The following is a 20,091-nucleotide window of genomic DNA, read 5'->3' on the forward strand; positions in this document are numbered from 1 at the left end:
AGTGGGAATGAGCCTGCTCGCGACGAGGCTATGACAGTCGACATTGATGTTGTCTGACCCACCGCCATCGCGAGCAAGCTCGCTCCCACATTGGTTCCGGGGCAGTCCGGGGATTGGTGCACGCCGCAAATCCCCTGTGGGAGCGAGCTTGCTCGCGATGGCGGTGGGTCAGCCAGCTTGATGCCGACTGACATGCCCCCTTCGCGAACAGGCTCGTTCCCATCGTTCAGTACCGCTTGGCGTCAAACGTGTTCGCTGCTTTTCAGCCGCACCGGGGGGTGTTCGATTGATGAGTGAGAGGGCTCGGCCACCACGGGAATCTCGTTGCCATCGCAGTCGTGCAGCTTGCCATCGCTGAAGTAATCACCTTCACGTAGCGCCGCCAGATCCTGATAGCGCAACACTCGCTCGGTGCCGGCGGCGAAAACCGACTGCTGGTCGGAATTACCGGCGGTGAAGTGGTTGAATGCCAGGTTCAGCACAATCGCCATGATTGCCGAAGAACTGATGCCCGAATGAAAGATGGTCGCGAACCAGCTCGGGAAATGGTCATAGAAATTCGGTGCAGCGATGGGAATCATGCCAAAACCAATGGAGGTGGCGACGATGATCAGGTTGACGTTGTTGCGGTAATCGACTTTGGACAGCGTGCGGATGCCACTGGCAGCCACGGTGCCGAACAGCACGATACCGGCACCGCCCAGTACCGAGGTCGGCACCGCCGCGATCACCCGCCCCATGAACGGCAGCAGGCCGAGCACCACCAGGAAGACCCCACCGGTCGCCACCACGAAACGGCTCTTGATCCCGGTCACCGCCACCAGCCCGACGTTCTGGGCAAAGGCACTCTGGGTGAAGGAACCAAAAATCGGCGCGATCATGCTCGACAGCATGTCAGCCCGCAAGCCGTTGCCCAGGCGCCTGGAGTCGACTTTGGTGTCGATGATCTCACCCACCGCCAGGATGTCGGCGGAGGTTTCCACCAGGGTCACCATGATCACGATGCACATCGACAGGATCGCGGCGATGTGGAAAGTCGGCATGCCGAAATGGAACGGTGTCGGGAAGCCGAACATCGGGCCTTGGCTGACCGATGAAAAGTCCGCCATGCCGAGGAACACGGCGATGACGGTACCAATGACCATCGCCAACAGAATCGACAACCGCGAGATGGTTGCGCTGCCCATTTTACTTAGCAACAGCACCAGCACCAGGGTCACCGCAGCCAGGCCGATGTTGGCCATGCTGCCAAAATCAGCGGCGTGGCTGTTGCCCCCCATGGCCCAGCGCGCCGCCACCGGCATCAGGGTCAGGCCGATGGTGGTGATCACGATGCCGGTGACCAGTGGCGGAAAGAACCGGGTGATGCGCGAAAACACCGGGGTGATCAGCAAACCAATCAGGGATGCGGCGATCACCGCGCCAAGGATGGCTTGAAAGCCGCCTTCCCCACCGCTGCCGACAATCGCCACCATGGTCGCCACGCCCGAGAACGATACGCCCTGCACCAAGGGCAGTTGGCAGCCGAAAAACGGCAGGCCGAGGGTTTGCAATAACGTTGCCAAGCCCCCCGCGAACAATGACGCGGCAATCAACAGACCGATGTCCGCGGGCGAGAGCCCGGCCGCCTGGCCGATGATCAACGGCACGGCGACGATGCCACCGTACATGGTCAACACATGTTGCAGGCCGTAAGCCATATTCGCGCCGACGCCAAGGTTTTCGTCCTCGGGCCGTGGGAGTGAAACATGGGGCGTTTTCATGGTTCGGGGATTCCCTGTTTTTTGTTATGGGCACACTGTATTCAAAACTCAGGACAAATGTCCATAGAGTTGTATACAACTTGTTGCCACACACTGGAACAGGCTCCTTCGACCAACAGCCCTTTTATGGTTGGAGCAACCCCGCGATCGCCGGCCGTAACAGCTCGCGCGGCGGTACGCGCAGGCCGAACTCTTGTTCCAGCAAATCGATCAACTCATCGGCATCGGCGATCAACCGGCGTTCGCTCTCCTGCCCGATCCGGTGCACGGCATAGCTGTTGCCATTCAGGGTCTTGCGCAACCCGTCACCAGTGCGTGCAACCATCAACCGGCCCATGAACGGGGATTGCGGGTGGCTGCTGACATACCAATTACCGAGGGTGTAATCGATGTCTTCCTGGCGTTGCAGATCGAACAGGTACATCGGCCGCCATTCGTCGGCGACGTTGGCGCGCAGCAGGTAACCGTCCGCAAGGGTATCAATGCGATACGGCTCATGGGGGGTGATTTGTGCTTCACGGCTGTCCAGCAGCAACGGCGCAGTGGGCACCATGCCACCAAAGCCGACGTCGGTGATGTAGCGCACGCCGTCGAACGTCACCAGGCTCAGCCGATGGGTCCGGGCAGCCCAGGTGCCTTCAGGCGCATTCATCACCACGCGCCCGGTGATGCCGCGGGCGTCGAAACCCAGTTCCTGCAACAACGCCAGGAACAGTTGGTTGAGTTCATAGCAATAGCCGCCGCGCCCTTGTTCAAAAACCTTGCGCTCGACCGATTCAAGGTCGATAGGCACGGGTTGGCGCAGCAACGTCGACAGGGTTTCAAAGGGGAATTCGGCAGTATGGCGCTGCTGCAGTTGGCGCAACGTGTCGAGGGTCGGCGCTGGAGGGGCGTCGAAACCCAGGCGCCGCAGATAGCGGGCCGTGTCGCTCAGTTGGGGGTAACTCATGAGGGGTGTCCTTTTCCAGGGTCGGCGCTGCGCTCACGAAAAGCGCACGGCCATTGGGCGCCAGGTATAAGGCATTCCCCTCACAGAGACAACAATCGACCGGGATGCCTCGCCTGTCAGCGCCGCTTGCGTGACGCCAGCCGGATCCAGGTGGGCGCATGGTCGCTGGGGTGGGGTTGGTTCCGGACCCAGGCGTCCACGCCGGCCTCGCTCAGGTAGGCGCTGGCCGCCGGGTTGAGCAGCAGGTGATCGATGCGCAATCCGGAGTTTTTCTGCCAGTGCTGGCGAAAATAATCCCAGAAAGTGTAGATCCGCTCCTGCGGATACAGGTGGCGCAACGAATCGGTCCAGCCCTGGTCCAGCAGCCGCTGGTAGCACGCGCGGCTTTCTGGCTGCAACAGCGCGTCCTTGAGCCAGGAGCGTGGGTTGTAGATGTCCATGTCGGTGGGCACCACATTGTAGTCACCGGCCAGCACCACTGGATGATCACTGGCCTGCAACCCTTGGGCGTATTCGATGAGCCGTTCGAACCACGCCAGCTTGTAGTCGAACTTGGGACCCGGTTGCGGATTGCCGTTGGGCAGGTACAGGCAGCCCACCAATACGCCATGCACCGCCGCTTCCAAATAGCGACTGTGACTGTCGTCCTCCCCGCCGGGCAGGCCTCGGCGACTCTCCAGCGGCTGGGCGTCACGAGCCAGGATCGCGACACCGTTCCAGGACGCCTGCCCATGCCAGATCGCCCCGTACCCCACCGACTCCAGCTCCGCCGCCGGAAAGTCCTTGTCCACAGCCTTGAGCTCCTGCAAACAGGCAACGTCGGGTTGTTCCCGCTCCAGCCATTCCAGCAGGTTGGGCAGCCGGGCCCGGATGCCATTGATGTTGAAGGTCGCGATCCGAAGGTTTTTCATAGCGCCAGAACTCGAAATGCCAAGTCACAGTTGTGACCGACGACCGGGCCAGGTGGTTGCAACAGGTTTTTCAGGAACCCGTTTTCGGCAAGGGCAGGCGACTCTCCAATAAGTGTGCAAAGGCTTGCTTGTCGATCGGCCGGCTGAGGAAATAACCCTGCACCTCGTGGCACTGGTCCGAGCCCAGTGAGCCGAGCTGGGCCAGGGTTTCCACGCCCTCGGCAGTCACGGTCAGCCCCATCGCCTTGCCCAGGTTGATGATCGCCTGCACCACGGCGCGGTCATTGCTGCTGTTGCTCATCGAAGCAATGAAGCGCTTGTCGATCTTGATGCCATCGAATGGATAAGTGCGCAGATAACCGAGGGACGAATAGCCAGTACCAAAATCGTCCATGTTCAAGCGCACGCCCAGTTCCTTCAGGGCATTCATGACCTGCAGAGCGCCATCAACGTCATTGAGCATCACGTTTTCAGTGATCTCCAGTTCCAGGCGACTCGCCGGGAAACGGGTTTCGATCAACACCTGTCGCACATCCTCCACCACATCGCTGCGCTCGAACTGCGCAGGTGACAGGTTGACCGAGACCATCAACTCTCCCGGCCAGGTCAGTGCGGTTTCACAGGCCTCGCGCAACACCCAACGTGAAAGCGGGACAATCAGGTCGGTTTGTTCGGCCAACGGGATAAAGGTATCGGGGCCCAACAAGCCTTGGGTCGGATGCTGCCAGCGAACCAACGCCTCGACCGCCACGATCTCCCGACCATCGACGGTGTAGCGCGGTTGGAAATGCAGGACGAATTCGTTTTCCTTCACCGCCTGGCGCAGGTCGCTTTCCAGTTGGCGACGATGCTGGATCTGATCGTTCATCTGCGAGGCGAAATAGCACCAGGTTTTCTTGCCCTCGGACTTGGCCTGGTACAAGGCAATGTCAGCGCAGCGGATCAGTTCTCCAGGGACATAACCCTGGCGGCGGCTGACAGCGATGCCAATGCTCGCGCCGATGTGCAACGAATGGGTTTCGTAGAGGATCGGCTGCTGCAGGCTGTCGATCAGTCGCTCACAGAATCGGTCGATCTCAGTGGTGTGCTCCATCCCGTTGAGCACCACCACGAACTCGTCGCCCCCCAGACGCGCCACCAGGTCTTGCTCGCGGGTGCAGTCGCGCAGTCGCTGGGCCACTTCCAGCAACACCGCGTCGCCAGCCGGGTGGCCGAGGGAGTCGTTGATCGGCTTGAAGTTGTCCAGGTCGACCATCAGCAAGGTCAGCGGCGCGGAATGCTCCTTGGCCACCAACGCATCATCCAGGTGTCGCGCCAGCTTGTTACGGTTCGGCAGGCCGGTCAGCGCATCGTGCATCGACAGATGCTGGACCTGGGCATGGGCCGCCACTTCATCGGTGATGTCGCTGGCGGTGCCGCGATAGCCCACCACCTCAGCCTTGTTGTAGATCGGGCGTGCCGATACACGGCAGAAACGCAATTGCCCGGAATAATCGCGGTAGGAACAGCGCAAGTTGCTGGCGTTCTGTTCTTCCGTCAACTTGCCCAGCCAGAGGGCAATCGGCGTGGTGTCGCAATACAGCAGTTGCTCGATGTCCTGCCCCAGCCATTGCTGGTCGGAAAACCCGGTGACCGTATTGAAACGGCCCGACAGATAAGTGATGCGTTGCTGCCCGTCGATTTCCCAAATCCAGTCGGAAGCCGCCTCGGCCACGGCACGAAAGCGCTCTTCGCTGGCCTCAAGGGCATGCGCCGACTGTTCCAGGCTGTCGTAACTGGCGTCCACATGCCGTGCCGTGCGCAACGCATAGCGAGAAAAATAGGCAGTCAGCAGTGCCAGAATCAGCAATGCGCCACCCAGCGGCGGCACCAGGGACCAGAGCAATTGCTGGCCTGGCCGCTCCAGGCGAGACACCAGGCTGAAGCCGGTACTGTCCAGCGGCACGGCCGGCTGGCCGGGTTCAAGAGCGGTGTCTTTCATGAGATTCAAGTCGGTGAGGCCATAACTCTTGCCCAACTTGCGCAGCTTGACGGGCGTCAGTTGGTCGACGAACAGCAAGACCGAGGTACCTTTGGACTCGACCTGGGGCCGTTCGTCATTGGGCAGAATCACCGAAGCCGTGACGATGGCCGGCCAGCCCTCGAACAACGTGTAACGGATCGTGGACATCGTCAGGTCAGGTTGCGCCTGGAGCTGGTCCACCAGTTCCGTCAGCGCCGCGTTCATGTAAACCGCAGCATCACCTTGGACATTGCGCCCACGCACCACGGCATATTTGGTGCGTTGCCGATCGATGACAAACACACCCTCATATTCATCATTGGTGAACAGGGTCTTGCCCATGTTCTGTTCGGCGTAGGCCCATTGCACGTCGACTTCGCCGTTAAGGCGCTCGTAGGCCGTGGTCCAGTAGGCGTAACTGGCAATGTAGTTTTTCGCGGCGGTGGTGCGATTCTCGAGGGCACGCTCGATATAGAAATGCGTCTTGCGCACATCCTCCGCGTCCAGCTTTTGCGCAATATTGAACAGCGCGGCAACCGCCACCAGGATGCCCAGGACAAATAGTGCCCCGACCGCCACGACCAGGCGACGGGTAATCGGTGTGTGACGCGAAGTGTTTGAAGGGGTATCGGCAGCGGAATCCATTGATCTGCTCCTGTCCTGTCAACGCTGGCTTGGGACGAGAACGGTGAGGATCCGCGGCCAGTCATGCTCCCAACCTTAGCACCCGCTGCCTGATCACTTGGCGAGCCCACGGTTTTTTGCGAAAGAACCTACACACCTCGCCTATGGCACCCGCGCAGTGTCTGAACAATGGACCGTGGCACGTTGCCGATGATTCCAACCGATCTCAACGATCCGAGCGCGCCAGCGTATCGAGCCCACCTTCCGTCGATAACACCGCCACACGGTTGCGGCCGCTGTGCTTGGCCTGGTAAAGCGCCGCATCGGCCCGCTGGATCAAGACTTCGATGCTGTCCAGGCTGCTTGGCACAAAGGCATAGCAGCCCAGGCTCACGGTGAGGGAGCCGGTCGGGGAGCCGGAATGGGTGATGTGCTTGTCGATGACGCTGCGACGAATTTGTTCGGCCAACGCCATGGCCCCCGAAAGATTGGTGTCGGGCAACAAAACCGCAAACTCTTCGCCACCATAACGTACCGCCAGATCGGCCTTGCGATGGCAACAGCCCTTGAGCACCTTGGCCACTTCCGCCAGGCAATGATCCCCGGCCACGTGCCCATAGGCGTCGTTGTAGCGCTTGAAGAAATCGATATCGAGCATGATCAGGCTCAAGGGGCTGCGCTGACGGGCGCCCCGGCCAAACTCGATGTCCAGGGCCCGCTCGAACAGGCGCCGGTTCGCCAGCCCAGTGAGGCTGTCATGAGTGGCAATCAGCTCCAACGCTTCCTGGGCCTTGCGCAAGTCCGCCTCGATCCGTTCGCTGTTACGTACCTGGCGCACGAATACCCAGCCGAACAAGCAAATGCCCAGCACCACCAGGCCGACAATCAGGCTGGATTGGAACGCCCTGTCATGCCAGCCCGTCAGGATCGCTTCTTCGGACATCGCCGCACTGACCACCAGCGGATAAGCCTGCAAATGTTGATGCCCATACAGCCTGACGACGCCATCGACGGTCGAACGGATGAGTGCATCGCCAGCCATCCCGCTGGCCAGGGAATGATTGTAGATATGCTCCTCGGACAGTGGCTGACCGATCCGACCCTCAGCGAAGGGGCGACGGGCCAAGAGTGTCCCGTCGGACAAAGCCAGGGCCATCTCGCCTTGATCATCCAGGCTGAAGCTTTTGAAGAACCGATCGAAGTACGACATTTTGACGCCGGCCATCAACACGCCTTGGAAGTTACCCTCCTGATCATTCAAGCGCCGGGAAACAGGAATGATCCAGTCACCGTTTTGCCGACTGCGGATTGCCGGACCGATATGGGCGATCAGGGAGGCGTTCTGTTGGTGGAAAACAAAGTACTCCCGATCCGCCACTCCTTCGCCCCTGTGCAGGTTGTCAAAAGAGGTCACCACCCAGTGACCGTGCTTATCGAACAGGAACAGGCCATGCAATTGCTCAAGCGACTGCACGCGTCGGGCAAAGGTTTGCTGCAAGCGTGGCTGTACCGCGGGGCCGAAACCATCGACCTGGATCCAATCTATCAGGCTAGCCAACACCAGATCAGCCTGGAGAAAGGTGTCCTGGGCCTGCTGGGCCATGGCCCGGGTAAGGGTGGCCGAGGCGATGCGGGCCGACTCCAGGTCTTGCCTGCGGGACTGCTCCAGTTGCAGGTAAAGCAAACCGCACAGACACAGGCACACCGCCGCGATAAACGTAACCGCTGCCTTGAGCAACGGCAGGCGCTTCAAGGCACCGCCAGGGGCATGGAAAGGATCGAAAATAGGGATAGGCAAGCGAATTCCTGAAGAGGGCAAAGCATGAGCGAATTCGCTCAAAGCCCCCAATATCCGTGAGCTTAGCCTACCGCTTGTGAGGCGGCAATTTGCCTGTGAAACAGAGCCGATGGGTGGCTTAATGGATCCAAAAACCAGCCCGTCAGTCGAGAAAAAGGCCCTCACCAGGACGAAGATTTCCCCTCACCACAGGTTATGGGTTGCGGGCTCTCACCGTACCGGCGGCACCCGGATCTCCCCGGCCCGGCATTGTGTCCTGACGCCCCTGCCACACGCGGCGAACACCAGGTCCTTGTCCATGCACACCCGCACTTCTGACAACTGCGGCCCGCTGCAAATCAGCGCAATGCCGTCAGGTGCGATGCCTGGATTGCTTTGGCGGAACAGCCGGACGATTTCATCAGCCTCGAAATAATACGAGGAATTGAACGGTTGCAGTTGCGGTGGGATTTTCACCGCGCCCAAGGCTTTGTCGGCAACCTCCAGGTAGCCCATGGCACCCAGGCCACTGCAAGTGCCGTGCTTGGACCACTCATGCGCCATCAACTTGCGGGAGGGAAACAAGCTCAGGCCCTTCTTCTGCTCCGCCGCCGTCAACGGCACCTGGGGCGCACAGGATTGCGGCCAACCGCCCCGGGAGTATTGCGGCCAGAGGCCATGGAACACAAAGCCGTAGCCTTTACCGGAACACTGCGCGTCATTCTGGTGAGTCAGGCAGAACGTCGGTGACCAGGACAGCGCCAGCAAGTAGTAATCGAATACCCCGGCCACAGATTGAGGCCGGGCATTGCCGGATTCGCGGGCATTGGCCACCCCCATGCAGCCCAGTGTCACTACGATCAGAAGGACAATGGCAAGACGTTGTTTCATAGACCCACTCCTTGGGGTGATTGTGCGAAAGCGGGATGATCGGGCAATGATTGTTTCAACCTTGTGTGTCAAATCACCGAAGTTTTTTTTTACAAGCAAACCTTGCCGCAAGGCTATCTAAATTGCGTAACGCCCCATAACGTAGAGCGCCTTTGACTTTTACGTGCTCCATCGCCCATGAACAAACCAACTCGAACCGATGACGAACAGCCCCTGAGCAGACCCGACGCCGTCAGCCTGCGCGTGGCCTTCTGGTTCTGGCTCAAACTGGGCTTCATCAGCTTCGGCGGCCCCGCGGGGCAGATCTCGATCATGCACCAGGAGTTGGTGGAGCGCCGACGCTGGATTTGCGAACGACGATTCCTGCATGCCCTTAATTACTGCATGTTGCTGCCGGGGCCAGAGGCCCAGCAACTGGCCACGTACCTGGGCTGGCTGATGCACCGAAGCTGGGGCGGGGTAATCGCCGGGGCGCTGTTCGTGCTGCCCTCGCTGTTCATCCTTATCGCGTTGTCCTGGCTGTACGTCGCCTTTGGCGAAGTGCCGATAGTGGCGGGCATTTTCTATGGCATCAAGCCGGCCGTGACAGCCATCGTGGTGCATGCCGCCCACCGGATTGGCTCCCGCGCGCTGAAGAACGGTTGGCTGTGGGCAATCGCCGCAGCGTCGTTCACCGCGATATTTGCTTTTGATCTCCCCTTCCCTCTGATCGTGCTGGGTGCGGCTGTCATCGGTTATTTCGGTGGCCGCTGGGCACCGGGAAAGTTCAGCCTGGGCGGTCACGATACCCGGCACAAATCCTTTGGCCCGGCCCTGATCGACGACGACACCCCAACCCCGGAACACGCCCGCTTCAGCGTTTTCAGGCTCGCTCGGCTGGCGGTCATCGGCGCGTTGCTCTGGACCTTGCCGATGGGCCTGCTCACCGCTGTGTTCGGCTGGGAAGGCACGCTGACGCAAATGGCCTGGTTCTTCACCAAGGCTGCATTGCTGACGTTCGGCGGCGCCTATGCGGTTTTGCCCTACGTGTACCAGGGGGCCGTCGGACACTTCGGCTGGCTGACGCCGACACAAATGATCGATGGCCTGGCCCTGGGCGAAACCACGCCCGGGCCGTTGATCATGGTCGTGGCCTTCGTCGGTTTCGTCGGAGGCTATGTGATGCAGGTATTCGGTCCCGAACAGGCGTTTCTCGCCGGGGCCGTCGCGGCCACGCTGGTGACCTGGTTCACGTTCCTGCCTTCGTTCCTGTTTATCCTGGCCGGCGGCCCGCTGGTGGAATCGACGCACAACGCGCTGAAATTTACCGCGCCGCTGACCGCGATTACCGCAGCGGTGGTCGGGGTGATCCTCAACCTGGCGTGCTTCTTCGGTTACCACGTGCTCTGGCCCAACGGTTTTGCAGGTGCCCTGGACTGGCCGTCGGCAATCATTGCCCTCCTGGCGGCCGTTGCGCTGTTTCGCTACAAGCGCGGGGTGATCCAGGTGTTGCTGGCATGTGGGCTGGCTGGGCTGACGGTGCATTTGCTGCGCTAGACCAGGCGTTTGCTCAGGTACGTGGCCGAAGCCGGGCATAAGGTCTTGAATTGAGCCGTCGCGCTGATCGGAGCGGGCGCTTGCGAGCGACCCTGCACCTGATAGCCCTGGCCGGTAAAAAACGCGGCGGCGCTGTCGGTCAACAGGTGCAGCCGCTCTGCCCCCTCACGTTTCGCAAACGCTTCAATAGCGGCCAGCGCCGCCGCGCCAGTGCCCATCCCCCGTTGCCCCTCAAGGACAACCAGCGAACGCAGCAACCGGTCGCCACCCTCCCCTTCGATGCCACCAAACGCCACGTCAACGCCTTGGTGGCTGAAGCTGAAAAATTGTCGACCGGGAAACGTCAGGTCGTCCACGGGTAGACCGGCCAGGGTGAGCGCATCGCGCAATGGTCCCAGGTCGCTATTGCTCAGAGCCGTCATTCGCATGGTTGGTGCTCGCTCCAGTGTCCCGTCCTGATCATTGGGCGCTCCCGAATTTGGTTACAACTCATAAGATGAATCGGGAGGTGAAGTTCAATAGGACTGCTAGAAAGTAAGCCATTGGCGTACATTAGCGATGAGTTTTATTGAAACTCCAATTTTTACCCGTCGGGTCAAAGAGCTGATGGATGACGATGACTTCGCTGTCCTGCAGAAAATACTGGTCTGCAATCCTTGCGCTGGTGATGTGATGGAAGCCACCGGGGGGATCCGAAAGATTCGTGTCGCAGCCAAAGGCCATGGCAAACGGGGTGGGGCCAGGGTGATCTACTACCACTTCGTCCATGCTTCGCGGATCGCGTTATTGATGATATATCCGAAAAATGAACAGCAAGACTTGACTGTCGATCAACGCAAAGTATTGAAAATGATTGTCGAGCAATGGAGATAACCATGAGCAAATTTTTCGATGAGCTGATGGAAAGAGTACAACAGATGGATGAAATCGTCCGAGGCAAACGCCAGCCCTCACGGGAGTTCATCGTCGATGCGTTGCAAGTGAAAGAAATACGCAAGGCTACCGGCCTGACCCAGGCCAAATTCGCAGCACTGATCGACGTCCAATTGGGCACGCTTCGCAATTGGGAGCAAGGACGACGCGAGCCAACCGGCCCCGCTAAAGCGTTGCTGCGAGCGATTCATAATGATCCCGAACACGTGATCAGCGCCCTGGCAGTTTAAGTCTTGTCGAAATGACCAGGACCTTTCAGGCATGACTTCCACGTGGCGAAGGCGCTTGCTCCCAACACCAAGCCATGACCCAGCGCAAATGAACACCCCAATCCATCCGCTAAGCTCAACCTATCATCACGACAGGGAATCGACATGAGCAAGGCAGACGAGCTAGCAGCCAAACTGCGGAAAACCCAGCAAACCCGCGCGGATACCGATAACTGCGCCGACCTGGCAATCGAGCACTGGCCCGCCCAGGTCTACGAACTGTATCGCCAGATCGAAATCTGGCTGGCGCCCGTGTGCGAGGCAGGCCTGGACATTCGGCGTAACCCTACCCATGTATTTGAAAGTCATTCCAGCGGTTCGACATACAGCTACGCCATCGATCAACTGGTGATCGAAGGCAATCATCACCGCATTTCATTCGACCCGATTGCGCGTTTCTCGTCCAAGGGAGAGGGATGCATTGAAGTCCATATGAAGGGGCAGGAACACTGCATCGTGCGCACCCTCGGCGGGCATGGTGAATCGCTTTGGCACATCCAGGCCCTGAAACCGACCGGGCAACCGCGTCCTGAACCCACCCTGCTGGACGAGGACATCTTGCTCACGCTAGTAGAAGAAGGCCTTGGCCTTTAACGCAAATGGGCGACCCGAGGTCGCCCATTTTCATTGGAAAACACGCTAGATCTGCGGCGCCGATTCCAGTGTTGGATCGGTTCCGGGCACCGGTAGCGTCAGTGCTTGCGCTGATCGTCCCAACAGTTTGTTCAAGGCATTGTCGATTTCGTCGGCCGCGCCTTGCGCGTATCGGGCATCCGCCCAGCTCCAGTATGGATTGGACATCAGACCGCCAACGGCGTGAGCACACAACTCATCGCTGCTGATGCCCATCTTTCCGGTCGCGGCGATCACGGCCATGAGGGCTTGCTCTAACTGGGAAATTCGCTCGGTAGTCACAATCAACCAACATGATGGATAACAAACCCAGAGCATAACAAGCCATCAATGTGCCACCAACCCAAAGCGCTCAACGGTCGCCCGCTCCTGCTTAAATGACGCGTCTCAACCTGCCGTGCCATAGGACGCCGTATCTGAAGTCGATGAAGACTCCCGAACCGCTGACCGAGCAGCCAACACCGCAAGAACAGCGGCAACGCCCAACACCGCCGCACTGGTTTCAAAGGTCGCGCGATAGCCACTCAGGTCAAACAGGAGGCCGCCCACTGTCGCGCCCGCGGCGATGGCGAGCTGGACGATCGCCACCATCAGACCGCCGCCGGCTTCGGCATCTTCAGGCAGCGTTCGCGAAAGCCAGGTCCACCAACCTACGGGCGCCGCCGTGGCCACCAAGCCCCAAAGACCGAGCAGAAAGGTCGTGATCGTGACCGACCCGCCGAACCCCACCAGGGCAATAGCCATTGCAGCCATCAACAGAGGGATGACAATGAGCGTCCGATAGAGGTTGTTTTTCAAGCAGGCCCCAATCAGGAAGGTGCCCAAAAGCCCCGCCACGCCGATCACCAGCAACATGAAGGACAGCATGGAAACGCTCACCTGCGTCACCGCTTCAAGGAACGGTCGCAGGTAGGTGAACAACATGAACTGGCCCATGAAAAATGTGCTGACCGCCAGCATGCCCAGCGCGACCGGCGCCCGGGTCATCAACTTGAAGACATTGGTGCTGCCCTGCTTCGCCTGCGAAGGCATGGAGGGCAGGCGTAACAGCAGCCAGACCAGGGCGATGGCGGCGACGGGCACGATGCAGAAAAACGCGCCACGCCAACCGATGATTGCCCCCAGGAAACTGCCCAGCGGCGCAGCGACTACCGTCGCCAAGGCATTGCCGCCATTGACGATAGCCAGTGCCTGCGGAACCTGATCGTCTGGCACAAGCCGCATGGCGGTGGCCGCCGACAACGACCAGAAGCCGCCAATCGCCACGCCGATCAACGCGCGACCGAGCATGAATACCAGGTAATTCGGCGCGAACGCCACCACAGTGCCTGACACGATCATCAACAATGTCAGCCCCAGCAGGAGCCATTTGCGGTCGACCCGGGCGGCGATCGATGCGATGAACAGGCTGGTGACCAGGGCAAAGGCGCCAGAGACGGCAATGCCTTGGCCGGCCTGCCCTTCGCTGACGTGAAGATCGGCCGCTACCGGCGTCAGCAGGCTGACGGGCATGAACTCCGAGGCAACGAGCACGAACGCGGCAAGGGCCATGGCAAGTACCGCGCCCCAGGCGGGCGGGTCTTGTGGCAATGATTTATCGGTCATTGAATGACTATCCTGTATTGCTTGATGGAGCTGTGGGAGCGAGCTTGCTCGCGATTGAGGTGGCGTATCCAACATCACCGCGTCAGGCAGACCGCTATCGCGAGCACGTTCGCTCCCACGATTTGAATAGAGGGCGCTCACGCATCTTGTGCGCGCACAGTTCGATTAAATGAGGTTGTATCTTCAGGGCTCAGTCGGCCCGGCAGGTAGTGCATTACACTGAGATGCTTGCCTGATCCTATGAGTGTTTCTATCGCGTATAGGCAGCGCTTCGCTTGGCGAGTTAATGTTCTGCCTATAGCGCTTGAGCCCAGATGACACCCGGAGCCGACATGGCCATCCAACACAGATCCGTACAAGAGACTCTGGCCGCCATCATCGGTGCCCGGACCTCACACCCTGGCGACTTTGAAACGCCCATCGCCGGCCTCGTGTTTTTTCGGCGTGACGCCCCGGCGCCGCCGGTGATTTGCATGATCGAACCGAGCATCGTGCTGGTGGCTCAAGGCGAGAAGCAGGTCTGGATCGGTGGCGAGGCCTATGGCTACGACAGCGGGCGGTTCCTCATGACCTCCCTGGACATTCCGGCCAATTCCGAGGTGATGCAGGCCAGCCCGGAACAGCCATGCCTGGGCCTGGTCCTGCGGCTCGACTTGCGCATGGTGGCCGATCTGATCGCCCAAGGCAGCCAGTCGCCGCCGCGTGATCGAGCCGTCGGGATCGGCGCGGGAGTCGGCACCGCGACACCCGACCTGCTGGCGCCGTTCGCACGCCTGCTGGGGTTGCTGGATGAACCCGAAGCCATCCCCATACTGGCGCCGTTGATCCAGCGCGAGATTCACTACCGGCTGCTGCTCAGCGACCAGGCCGTCCGACTGCGGCAGATCGTTTCGGTCGATAGCCAGGGCTACCGGATCGCCAAGGCCATCGACTGGTTGAAATTGAACTACACCGAACCCGTGCGCGTAGACGACCTCGCGGCGCGGGTGCAAATGAGTGCGCCGACGTTTCACCACCACTTCCGTCAGCTCACGGCGATGAGCCCGCTGCAATACCAGAAGTGGCTGCGGTTGAACGAAGCAAAACGCTTGATGCTCAACGAGCATGTGGACGTGGCGAGCGCGGCTTTCAAGGTGGGTTATGAAAGCCCTTCCCAGTTCAGCCGCGAATACGCCCGTTTGTTTGGCGTGCCACCCAAGCGGGACATCGCGGCGTTGCGCGGGCCAGCCAAGGCTGTTTGATTCATCGTCACGCATGGATTAATTGTGGGAGCACAGCTTGCTCGCGACGCAGGCACCTTGGCCTTCGGGAGACCGCGCCAGGATCATCGCCGGGTCAACAAGCGATGGATATCGAACGCCTCGCAAGCGCCAGCACCAGCGGCAACTCCGTGCCCCCAGGATCAACACCCCCGCCCCAGCTCGCACAAATGCTCGGCCGCCAGCAACAGTCCCTTGGAGGGTGCTTCCTTGCATCGGCCGGGGCCAGAAGGTGCGAACTGATCCTGGAAGGCTATGCGTACAAACCGACCCAGCCATGGATACCCACATAGAGGCCGACACCGATGATCAATACGCTGGAAAAGTAAGGTGCCCGGCGCGCAACAGTGCCCAACCAAGGCCAGCGATTGGAAGCCTGCCTCGCACCAATGGCCGCCGCAGCCCCCACAGTCACCAGGGTAATCGCCAGGCCGATGCTGAAACACAGGACAAGCAGGCCGCCCAGCGCGACCTCTTTGACCTGCAGGCACAACAGCAGGACGGTAATGGCCGCGGGACAAGGAATCAGCCCGCCCGTCAGGCCAAACAGGATGATCTGGCCAGTGGAGACCTCCCGATTGGTGAAGCGCTTACGGATGTCGTCGGCATGTGCCTGCTCGTGGGCGTCCTGATAACCCTCCAGCGACAGCGCCAGGCCTTTGGGTTCGGGGTGCCCGTGGTCATGTTCGTGATGATGGTGATCATGATCATGATCATGGTGGTGGTGCTCATGTCCCTGTTCGAGCTTGAACATCCGCTCACCACGCCAGGTACGCCACAGCATCCACAGCGCGATGACAATGATCAGCGCAGCAGACGCCAACTGGAAATAAGGCTCGGTGGTTTCGGCGTCCAGCCCCTGGCCCAAATACATGCCGCCGATGGCGACCAACCACACCACGGCAGTGTGGGACAGCGTCGCCGCCAACCCCAGCAACACCGCCTGCTTGACCGACCCCCGAATCGCCACGATAAACGCGGCCATCATGGTTTTGGAATGACCAGGCTCCAGGCCATGCAAGGCGCCCAGCAAGATAGCGCTGGGGAAATACAGCCAGGCGTGAGCACCACCCTGTTGCAGCAGTTCAGCAAAATTGGGCATGTCGGACCTAGAGGTACTTGGTGATTTGTTTGAAGGCTTCCAGCGGAGCGCGCTCGCCTTTATTCAACGACGAAACGGTGTCCTCCAGGCAGTGATCGATGTGATCCTGGATCAACGTCCGCTTGGCCTGGCACACCGCTTTCTCGACCGCATGCAACTGCTGGGCGATATCCACGCACTCACGCCCCTCTTCGATCATCGTGATAATGCTGCGCAAATGACCGTCCGCGCGCTTGAGGCGCTTGATGATCGCCCCATGGCTTTGGTGAGGATGTTCATGGTCGTGCTCAGTCATGGTTTGAGCCTTGGGTTCAATGAATCTGCGCCGCCATGCTATCCCCCCAGGGGGGATATAAGCAAACCCATCAAAACGCCGACTAACCTGTGGGAGCGAGCCTGCTCGCGATGACGGCATTACATCCAACATCTCCATCAACTGATTCACCACTATCGCGAGCAAGCTTGCTCCCACAGGTTTTTTTGTGGCCCGCAATTCCGCGGCCACCACCGCAGATCCCATTGTGGGAGCGAGCTTGCTCGCGATGGCGGCATTACATCCAACATCTCCATCAACTGCCCCACCGCTATCGCGAGCAAGCTCGCTCCCACAAGATTGCAGACTGCACCGGGTGATGAGCAGACAGTGCAGGCGACCCCGTGAGGTCGCCACGTTCCTTACGAGGCCAAGACCTGCGCCTGCAATCGCCGCCCAATCACATCCAGCAAATCACACCCATCGCGCAGGGGGATCGCTAGCACTTGGGCGAAATCATGGAGTACCACGGCGTCCGTACTGATGTCAGAACGCATGGCGAGGTTCTCCAGCAACTGGGTAACAGCGGCGATGCGGTAAGCGGCGGTGTCGTGCAGCACGTCCAGCGGCGCTTCTGTGTCGATCAGGAGCGCGTGGAAATTGTTTTCGATACCGGTGATGGGCATGTAGCGGGACATGAGGGGTTACTCCTGCGGGGATGGGAGGTCAGTGCCGGGTTGAAGATAGGGATGCCACTGATGAAGGACCGAATCCGGGGTCGGAATTCGTACGTTGAGCAGGAGGTGGTAATTGATGTAATGGTGGACAGATTGGATGAGGTTGAAATGATGCGTGCCTTGCGGACACAGTTTTAAAGCAATAGCTGTACCTTTTTTCATTGGGCGATCTCAGGATTAATTGAAAAAATCCCAGGCATTAGGGCTTCCACACCCTGCCGCTGAATTTGCAGCGACGGAGAAAACTTAGCGCACGAGGTGATTGGGTGGATAGTCAGCGGTGAGCGACACAGCTTGAGGGAAATTTCCGATAGGGGTGTCCGGCGACGGATTGGGCAGCGCAGCTATAAGCACAAGGACAAATCTCGAAACGAATGAGCGCTCAACGCTTTGGCATGGTCGAAGATTCCATCGTATGGTGAGGCGCAGCCATCAGTGTACCAATAGCGTCGAAAATGAACTGCGCAGCATCTGGGAATTGACCGATGAAAGAAGAGTACGATTTCAGCAAGGCCAAGCGCGGCCCCACTACTAGCAGTAAAGGAAAAACGCGCATCACCATCATGCTTGATGATGAAGTAATCAAAGCCGCTCGCGAGCGCGCCGAAAATGTCGGCACTGGGTATCAAACCGTCATCAATCAGCTATTGCACCAAGCTTTGATCTCCTCAGACGGCCAAGGCTTCTGAATAAACTGAGAAGCTCAGCTTGCCTAGGGGTAAGGCACTGCCTAGTAGGCGAACGCCTCACGCTGACAACCGAAACGCGTTTAACTAATCCTCAACAACAGCACCAACAACGATCCGCTTACCCATTTGCGTTCCCACCTCCAACGCCTGTCCATCCCGCTGCTTCCCCCGCCGCGCCAACCCCACCAGTCGAGGAATCAACTCTCCCTCCGGCAAGTGCTGCCAGAATCGTCCCGGCATGTGCTGACGCAACGCCTGGGGATTGAGCCGCGCCGGGTTGAAGATGTGCCTGTAATAGGTCCGCCAAAGCTCAGCGCCGGGATCGTCGGCGTGACGCGCCCAATGCTGCCATTGCTCAGGACAACGTCGCTGGTAATCCAATGACCGTCCATCGAAACGTATGCCGTCGTGCGGCGTTGCGATCAGCCAGCGTTGTTGTCCCAGCCGCTCGGCAAAATGGCCGCTGGCACTTTCGAGGATGTCATGGGCCGGCTGGTGAAAGGCGACCAGGTCCAATTGCAGTTGCTCGGCCAATGGCTGCGGCAGGGGGATAAAGCGCACGAAGGCATGCAGGTGATGAGCCTCGCGCTGGACCTGCTTGATCCGCCGCTGCAGTTCACTGCCCAGGCGATCACCGGCGAGCATGGCCGTGCGGTCACCGTGGGCTACGCGCCAAAGCACTTCGTACAGCAGGTTCCAGCGTTGTTCGCCCTGGTAGCGGCCAGCCTGTTCAAGCTGAGTTAGCAAGTCCGCGGGGACCCGCGTACGGAACGGGCCCGGCCCTTGAGGCAACGGTGTCGGCATGGCCAAAAGATCGGCCATCGGACCTTGGGCCCACGTGACATCGCTCGGGTCGATACCGTGGCCGAGCAACGTTCGAGCCTGATCGCGCCACATGGAGAAATTATCATCACAATCCAGGGCAATCATCACCAAAGCCCCATCTGTACCGGACGTTGGGGGTCGCGCAACCGCGCCCGCAGGAGGCCGCTGCGCACCTGATCGTCGGCAGGCCGGTAATCGCTGGTGACAATGAACGGTCGTGCCTTCTCCAGCACGCACCGCAACTGCACCAGGTCGTCATAACGCACCCGTCGCTCCCGGCGCAGCGCAACCAAACGCTGCACGCTACGCAGGCCAATCCCCGGGATACGCGCCAGCAATGCGGGTTCGGCGCGGTTGACATCCAGCGGGAACACCTCTCGATTGGCCAGCGCCCACGCCAGTTTGGGGTCGATGTCCAAATCCAGGTTGTGGGTTTCACTCAACAGCTCGCCCGCCTTGTAGCCGTAGCCACGCATGAGGAAGTCGGCCTGATAGAGCCGGTGCTCGCGCAACAACGGCGGTGCCGCCAAGGGCACGCTGGCCGGGCTGTCGGGAATCGGGCTGAACGCTGAATAGTAAACCCGGCGCAAACCGTACCCTTGGTAGAGCGACTCGGCGTTGCTCAGGATGGCGTGATCATCAGTGGCATCAGCCCCCACAATCACCTGGGTGCTCTGCCCGGCCGGGGCGAAACGGGGCGCCCGCGGCTCGCCGGCCACCGCCTGTTGCCCTTGGTGGATGGTGCCCATGGCCTGGCGGATGGTGGTCAATTGTTTTTCCGGTGCCAGGCGCTTGAGGCTGATATCGGAGGACAACTCGATGTTCACGCTCAAGCGATCAGCCAACCGCCCCGCTTCCTCGATCAACAGCGGATCGGCATCGGGAATGGTCTTGAGGTGGATATAGCCACGAAACTGGTGCTCCTCGCGCAGCAACCGCGCCACTCGTATCAACTGCTCCATGGTGTAATCGGCCGAGCGAATGATGCCGGAACTCAAAAACAGCCCACTGATGCAGTTGCGGCGATAAAAATCCAAGGTCAGCCGCACCACCTCCTCCGGCGTAAAGCGCGCCCTCGGCACGTTGCTGGAACGACGGTTGACGCAATACTGGCAGTCGTACAGGCAAAAATTGGTCAGCAACACCTTCAGCAACGAGACGCAGCGCCCATCCGGCGTATAGCTATGGCAAATGCCCATGCCATCGGTGGCGCCCAGCCCTTCACGGCCCCGGGAGCTACGCTTGGGGGCACCGCTGCTGGCGCAGGAGGCGTCGTACTTGGCTGCGTCGGCGAGAATGCCGAGCTTGGCGATGAGCTGCATGGAGTGCTCTC

19 protein-coding genes and 1 pseudogene are annotated in these 20,091 nt (G+C 59.9%); 6 read left to right on the forward strand and 14 right to left on the reverse strand.

The window, feature by feature from the left end; all coding sequences use genetic code 11:
- Positions 1-242: 242 nt before the first annotated feature.
- The 6 genes from KI237_RS20190 to KI237_RS20215 all read right to left on the reverse strand — a co-directional run bounded on the left by KI237_RS20190 (position 243) and on the right by KI237_RS20215 (position 8,917).
- Positions 243-1,763, reverse strand: coding sequence for a nucleobase:cation symporter-2 family protein (locus KI237_RS20190; RefSeq protein ID WP_212796758.1), 1,521 nt, complete (start codon positions 1,761-1,763; stop codon positions 243-245).
- A gap of 124 nt (positions 1,764-1,887) precedes the next feature.
- Positions 1,888-2,712 carry an arylamine N-acetyltransferase family protein gene (locus tag KI237_RS20195; RefSeq protein WP_212796759.1) on the reverse strand — a complete coding sequence of 275 codons (825 nt, stop codon included), beginning with the start codon at positions 2,710-2,712 and terminating at the stop codon, positions 1,888-1,890.
- A gap of 116 nt (positions 2,713-2,828) precedes the next feature.
- On the reverse strand, positions 2,829-3,623 hold the full coding sequence (xth, locus tag KI237_RS20200; protein ID WP_212796760.1) for an exodeoxyribonuclease III: 795 nt from the start codon (positions 3,621-3,623) through the stop codon (positions 2,829-2,831).
- 70 nt (positions 3,624-3,693) lie between these two features.
- The gene (locus KI237_RS20205; protein ID WP_212796761.1) at positions 3,694-6,270 is read right to left on the reverse strand and encodes a bifunctional diguanylate cyclase/phosphodiesterase; all 2,577 of its coding nucleotides are present in this window, start codon (positions 6,268-6,270) and stop codon (positions 3,694-3,696) included.
- 205 nt (positions 6,271-6,475) lie between these two features.
- Positions 6,476-8,047 (reverse strand): sensor domain-containing diguanylate cyclase, encoded by a 1,572-nt coding sequence (locus KI237_RS20210; RefSeq protein WP_212796762.1) that lies wholly within the window; start codon positions 8,045-8,047, stop codon positions 6,476-6,478.
- 210 nt (positions 8,048-8,257) lie between these two features.
- The gene (locus tag KI237_RS20215) at positions 8,258-8,917 is read right to left on the reverse strand and encodes a ribonuclease T2 family protein (RefSeq protein ID WP_212796763.1); all 660 of its coding nucleotides are present in this window, start codon (positions 8,915-8,917) and stop codon (positions 8,258-8,260) included.
- Positions 8,918-9,094: 177 nt separating this feature from the next.
- Between KI237_RS20215 and chrA the strand changes: the two genes are divergently transcribed.
- Positions 9,095-10,453 (forward strand): chromate efflux transporter, encoded by a 1,359-nt coding sequence (gene chrA / locus KI237_RS20220; protein ID WP_212796764.1) that lies wholly within the window; start codon positions 9,095-9,097, stop codon positions 10,451-10,453.
- On the opposite strand, the gene arsN2 is transcribed toward chrA, so the two are convergent.
- A complete protein-coding gene (arsN2, locus tag KI237_RS20225; protein WP_212796765.1) occupies positions 10,450-10,881 on the reverse strand; it encodes an arsenic resistance N-acetyltransferase ArsN2 in 432 nt (143 codons plus the stop codon). The two genes, chrA and arsN2, sit on opposite strands and share 4 nt — an antisense overlap.
- Before the next feature lie 130 nt (positions 10,882-11,011).
- On the opposite strand from arsN2, the gene KI237_RS20230 reads away from it, so the two are divergent.
- The 3 genes from KI237_RS20230 to KI237_RS20240 all read left to right on the forward strand — a co-directional run bounded on the left by KI237_RS20230 (position 11,012) and on the right by KI237_RS20240 (position 12,249).
- Positions 11,012-11,326, forward strand: coding sequence for a type II toxin-antitoxin system RelE/ParE family toxin (locus tag KI237_RS20230; RefSeq protein ID WP_212796766.1), 315 nt, complete (start codon positions 11,012-11,014; stop codon positions 11,324-11,326).
- A gap of 2 nt (positions 11,327-11,328) precedes the next feature.
- A complete protein-coding gene (locus KI237_RS20235; protein ID WP_212796767.1) occupies positions 11,329-11,616 on the forward strand; it encodes a helix-turn-helix domain-containing protein in 288 nt (95 codons plus the stop codon).
- Between the two features lie 144 nt (positions 11,617-11,760).
- Entirely contained in the window at positions 11,761-12,249 is a 489-nt protein-coding gene (locus KI237_RS20240; RefSeq protein WP_212796768.1) for a hypothetical protein, read from the forward strand.
- 45 nt (positions 12,250-12,294) lie between these two features.
- Here the strand turns inward: KI237_RS20240 and KI237_RS20245 are convergent, their stop codons facing one another.
- Both KI237_RS20245 and KI237_RS20250 read right to left on the reverse strand, forming a co-directional pair.
- Positions 12,295-12,531: a hypothetical protein gene (locus KI237_RS20245; RefSeq protein ID WP_212796769.1), complete on the reverse strand. Its 237-nt coding sequence runs from the start codon at positions 12,529-12,531 to the stop codon at positions 12,295-12,297.
- A 144-nt stretch (positions 12,532-12,675) separates the two neighbouring features.
- Entirely contained in the window at positions 12,676-13,893 is a 1,218-nt protein-coding gene (locus tag KI237_RS20250) for an MFS transporter (protein WP_212796770.1), read from the reverse strand.
- 332 nt (positions 13,894-14,225) lie between these two features.
- Between KI237_RS20250 and KI237_RS20255 the strand changes: the two genes are divergently transcribed.
- Positions 14,226-15,134 (forward strand): AraC family transcriptional regulator, encoded by a 909-nt coding sequence (locus tag KI237_RS20255; RefSeq protein WP_212796771.1) that lies wholly within the window; start codon positions 14,226-14,228, stop codon positions 15,132-15,134.
- Positions 15,135-15,405: 271 nt separating this feature from the next.
- On the opposite strand, the gene KI237_RS20260 is transcribed toward KI237_RS20255, so the two are convergent.
- The 3 genes from KI237_RS20260 to KI237_RS20270 form a co-directional block, all read right to left on the reverse strand.
- On the reverse strand, positions 15,406-16,254 hold the full coding sequence (locus KI237_RS20260; protein WP_212796772.1) for a nickel/cobalt efflux protein RcnA: 849 nt from the start codon (positions 16,252-16,254) through the stop codon (positions 15,406-15,408).
- A gap of 7 nt (positions 16,255-16,261) precedes the next feature.
- Entirely contained in the window at positions 16,262-16,549 is a 288-nt protein-coding gene (locus KI237_RS20265) for a metal-sensing transcriptional repressor (protein ID WP_212796773.1), read from the reverse strand.
- A gap of 380 nt (positions 16,550-16,929) precedes the next feature.
- Complete coding sequence (locus KI237_RS20270; protein ID WP_025212783.1) at positions 16,930-17,205, reverse strand: hypothetical protein; 276 nt, start codon at positions 17,203-17,205, stop codon at positions 16,930-16,932.
- A 524-nt stretch (positions 17,206-17,729) separates the two neighbouring features.
- On the opposite strand from KI237_RS20270, the pseudogene KI237_RS20275 reads away from it, so the two are divergent.
- Positions 17,730-17,924: pseudogene (locus KI237_RS20275) on the forward strand (BrnA antitoxin family protein); the annotation flags it as partial.
- A 93-nt stretch (positions 17,925-18,017) separates the two neighbouring features.
- Here KI237_RS20275 and KI237_RS20280 read toward each other — a convergent pair.
- Positions 18,018-18,863 carry a TIGR03915 family putative DNA repair protein gene (locus KI237_RS20280; RefSeq protein WP_212796775.1) on the reverse strand — a complete coding sequence of 282 codons (846 nt, stop codon included), beginning with the start codon at positions 18,861-18,863 and terminating at the stop codon, positions 18,018-18,020.
- On the reverse strand, positions 18,863-20,080 hold the full coding sequence (locus KI237_RS20285; protein WP_212796776.1) for a putative DNA modification/repair radical SAM protein: 1,218 nt from the start codon (positions 20,078-20,080) through the stop codon (positions 18,863-18,865). The genes KI237_RS20280 and KI237_RS20285 overlap by 1 nt, the downstream gene beginning before the upstream one ends.
- Between the last annotated feature and the right edge of the window lie 11 nt (positions 20,081-20,091).

The organism is Pseudomonas sp. St316 (assembly GCF_018325905.1).
Taxonomy (GTDB): Bacteria; Pseudomonadota; Gammaproteobacteria; order Pseudomonadales; family Pseudomonadaceae; genus Aquipseudomonas.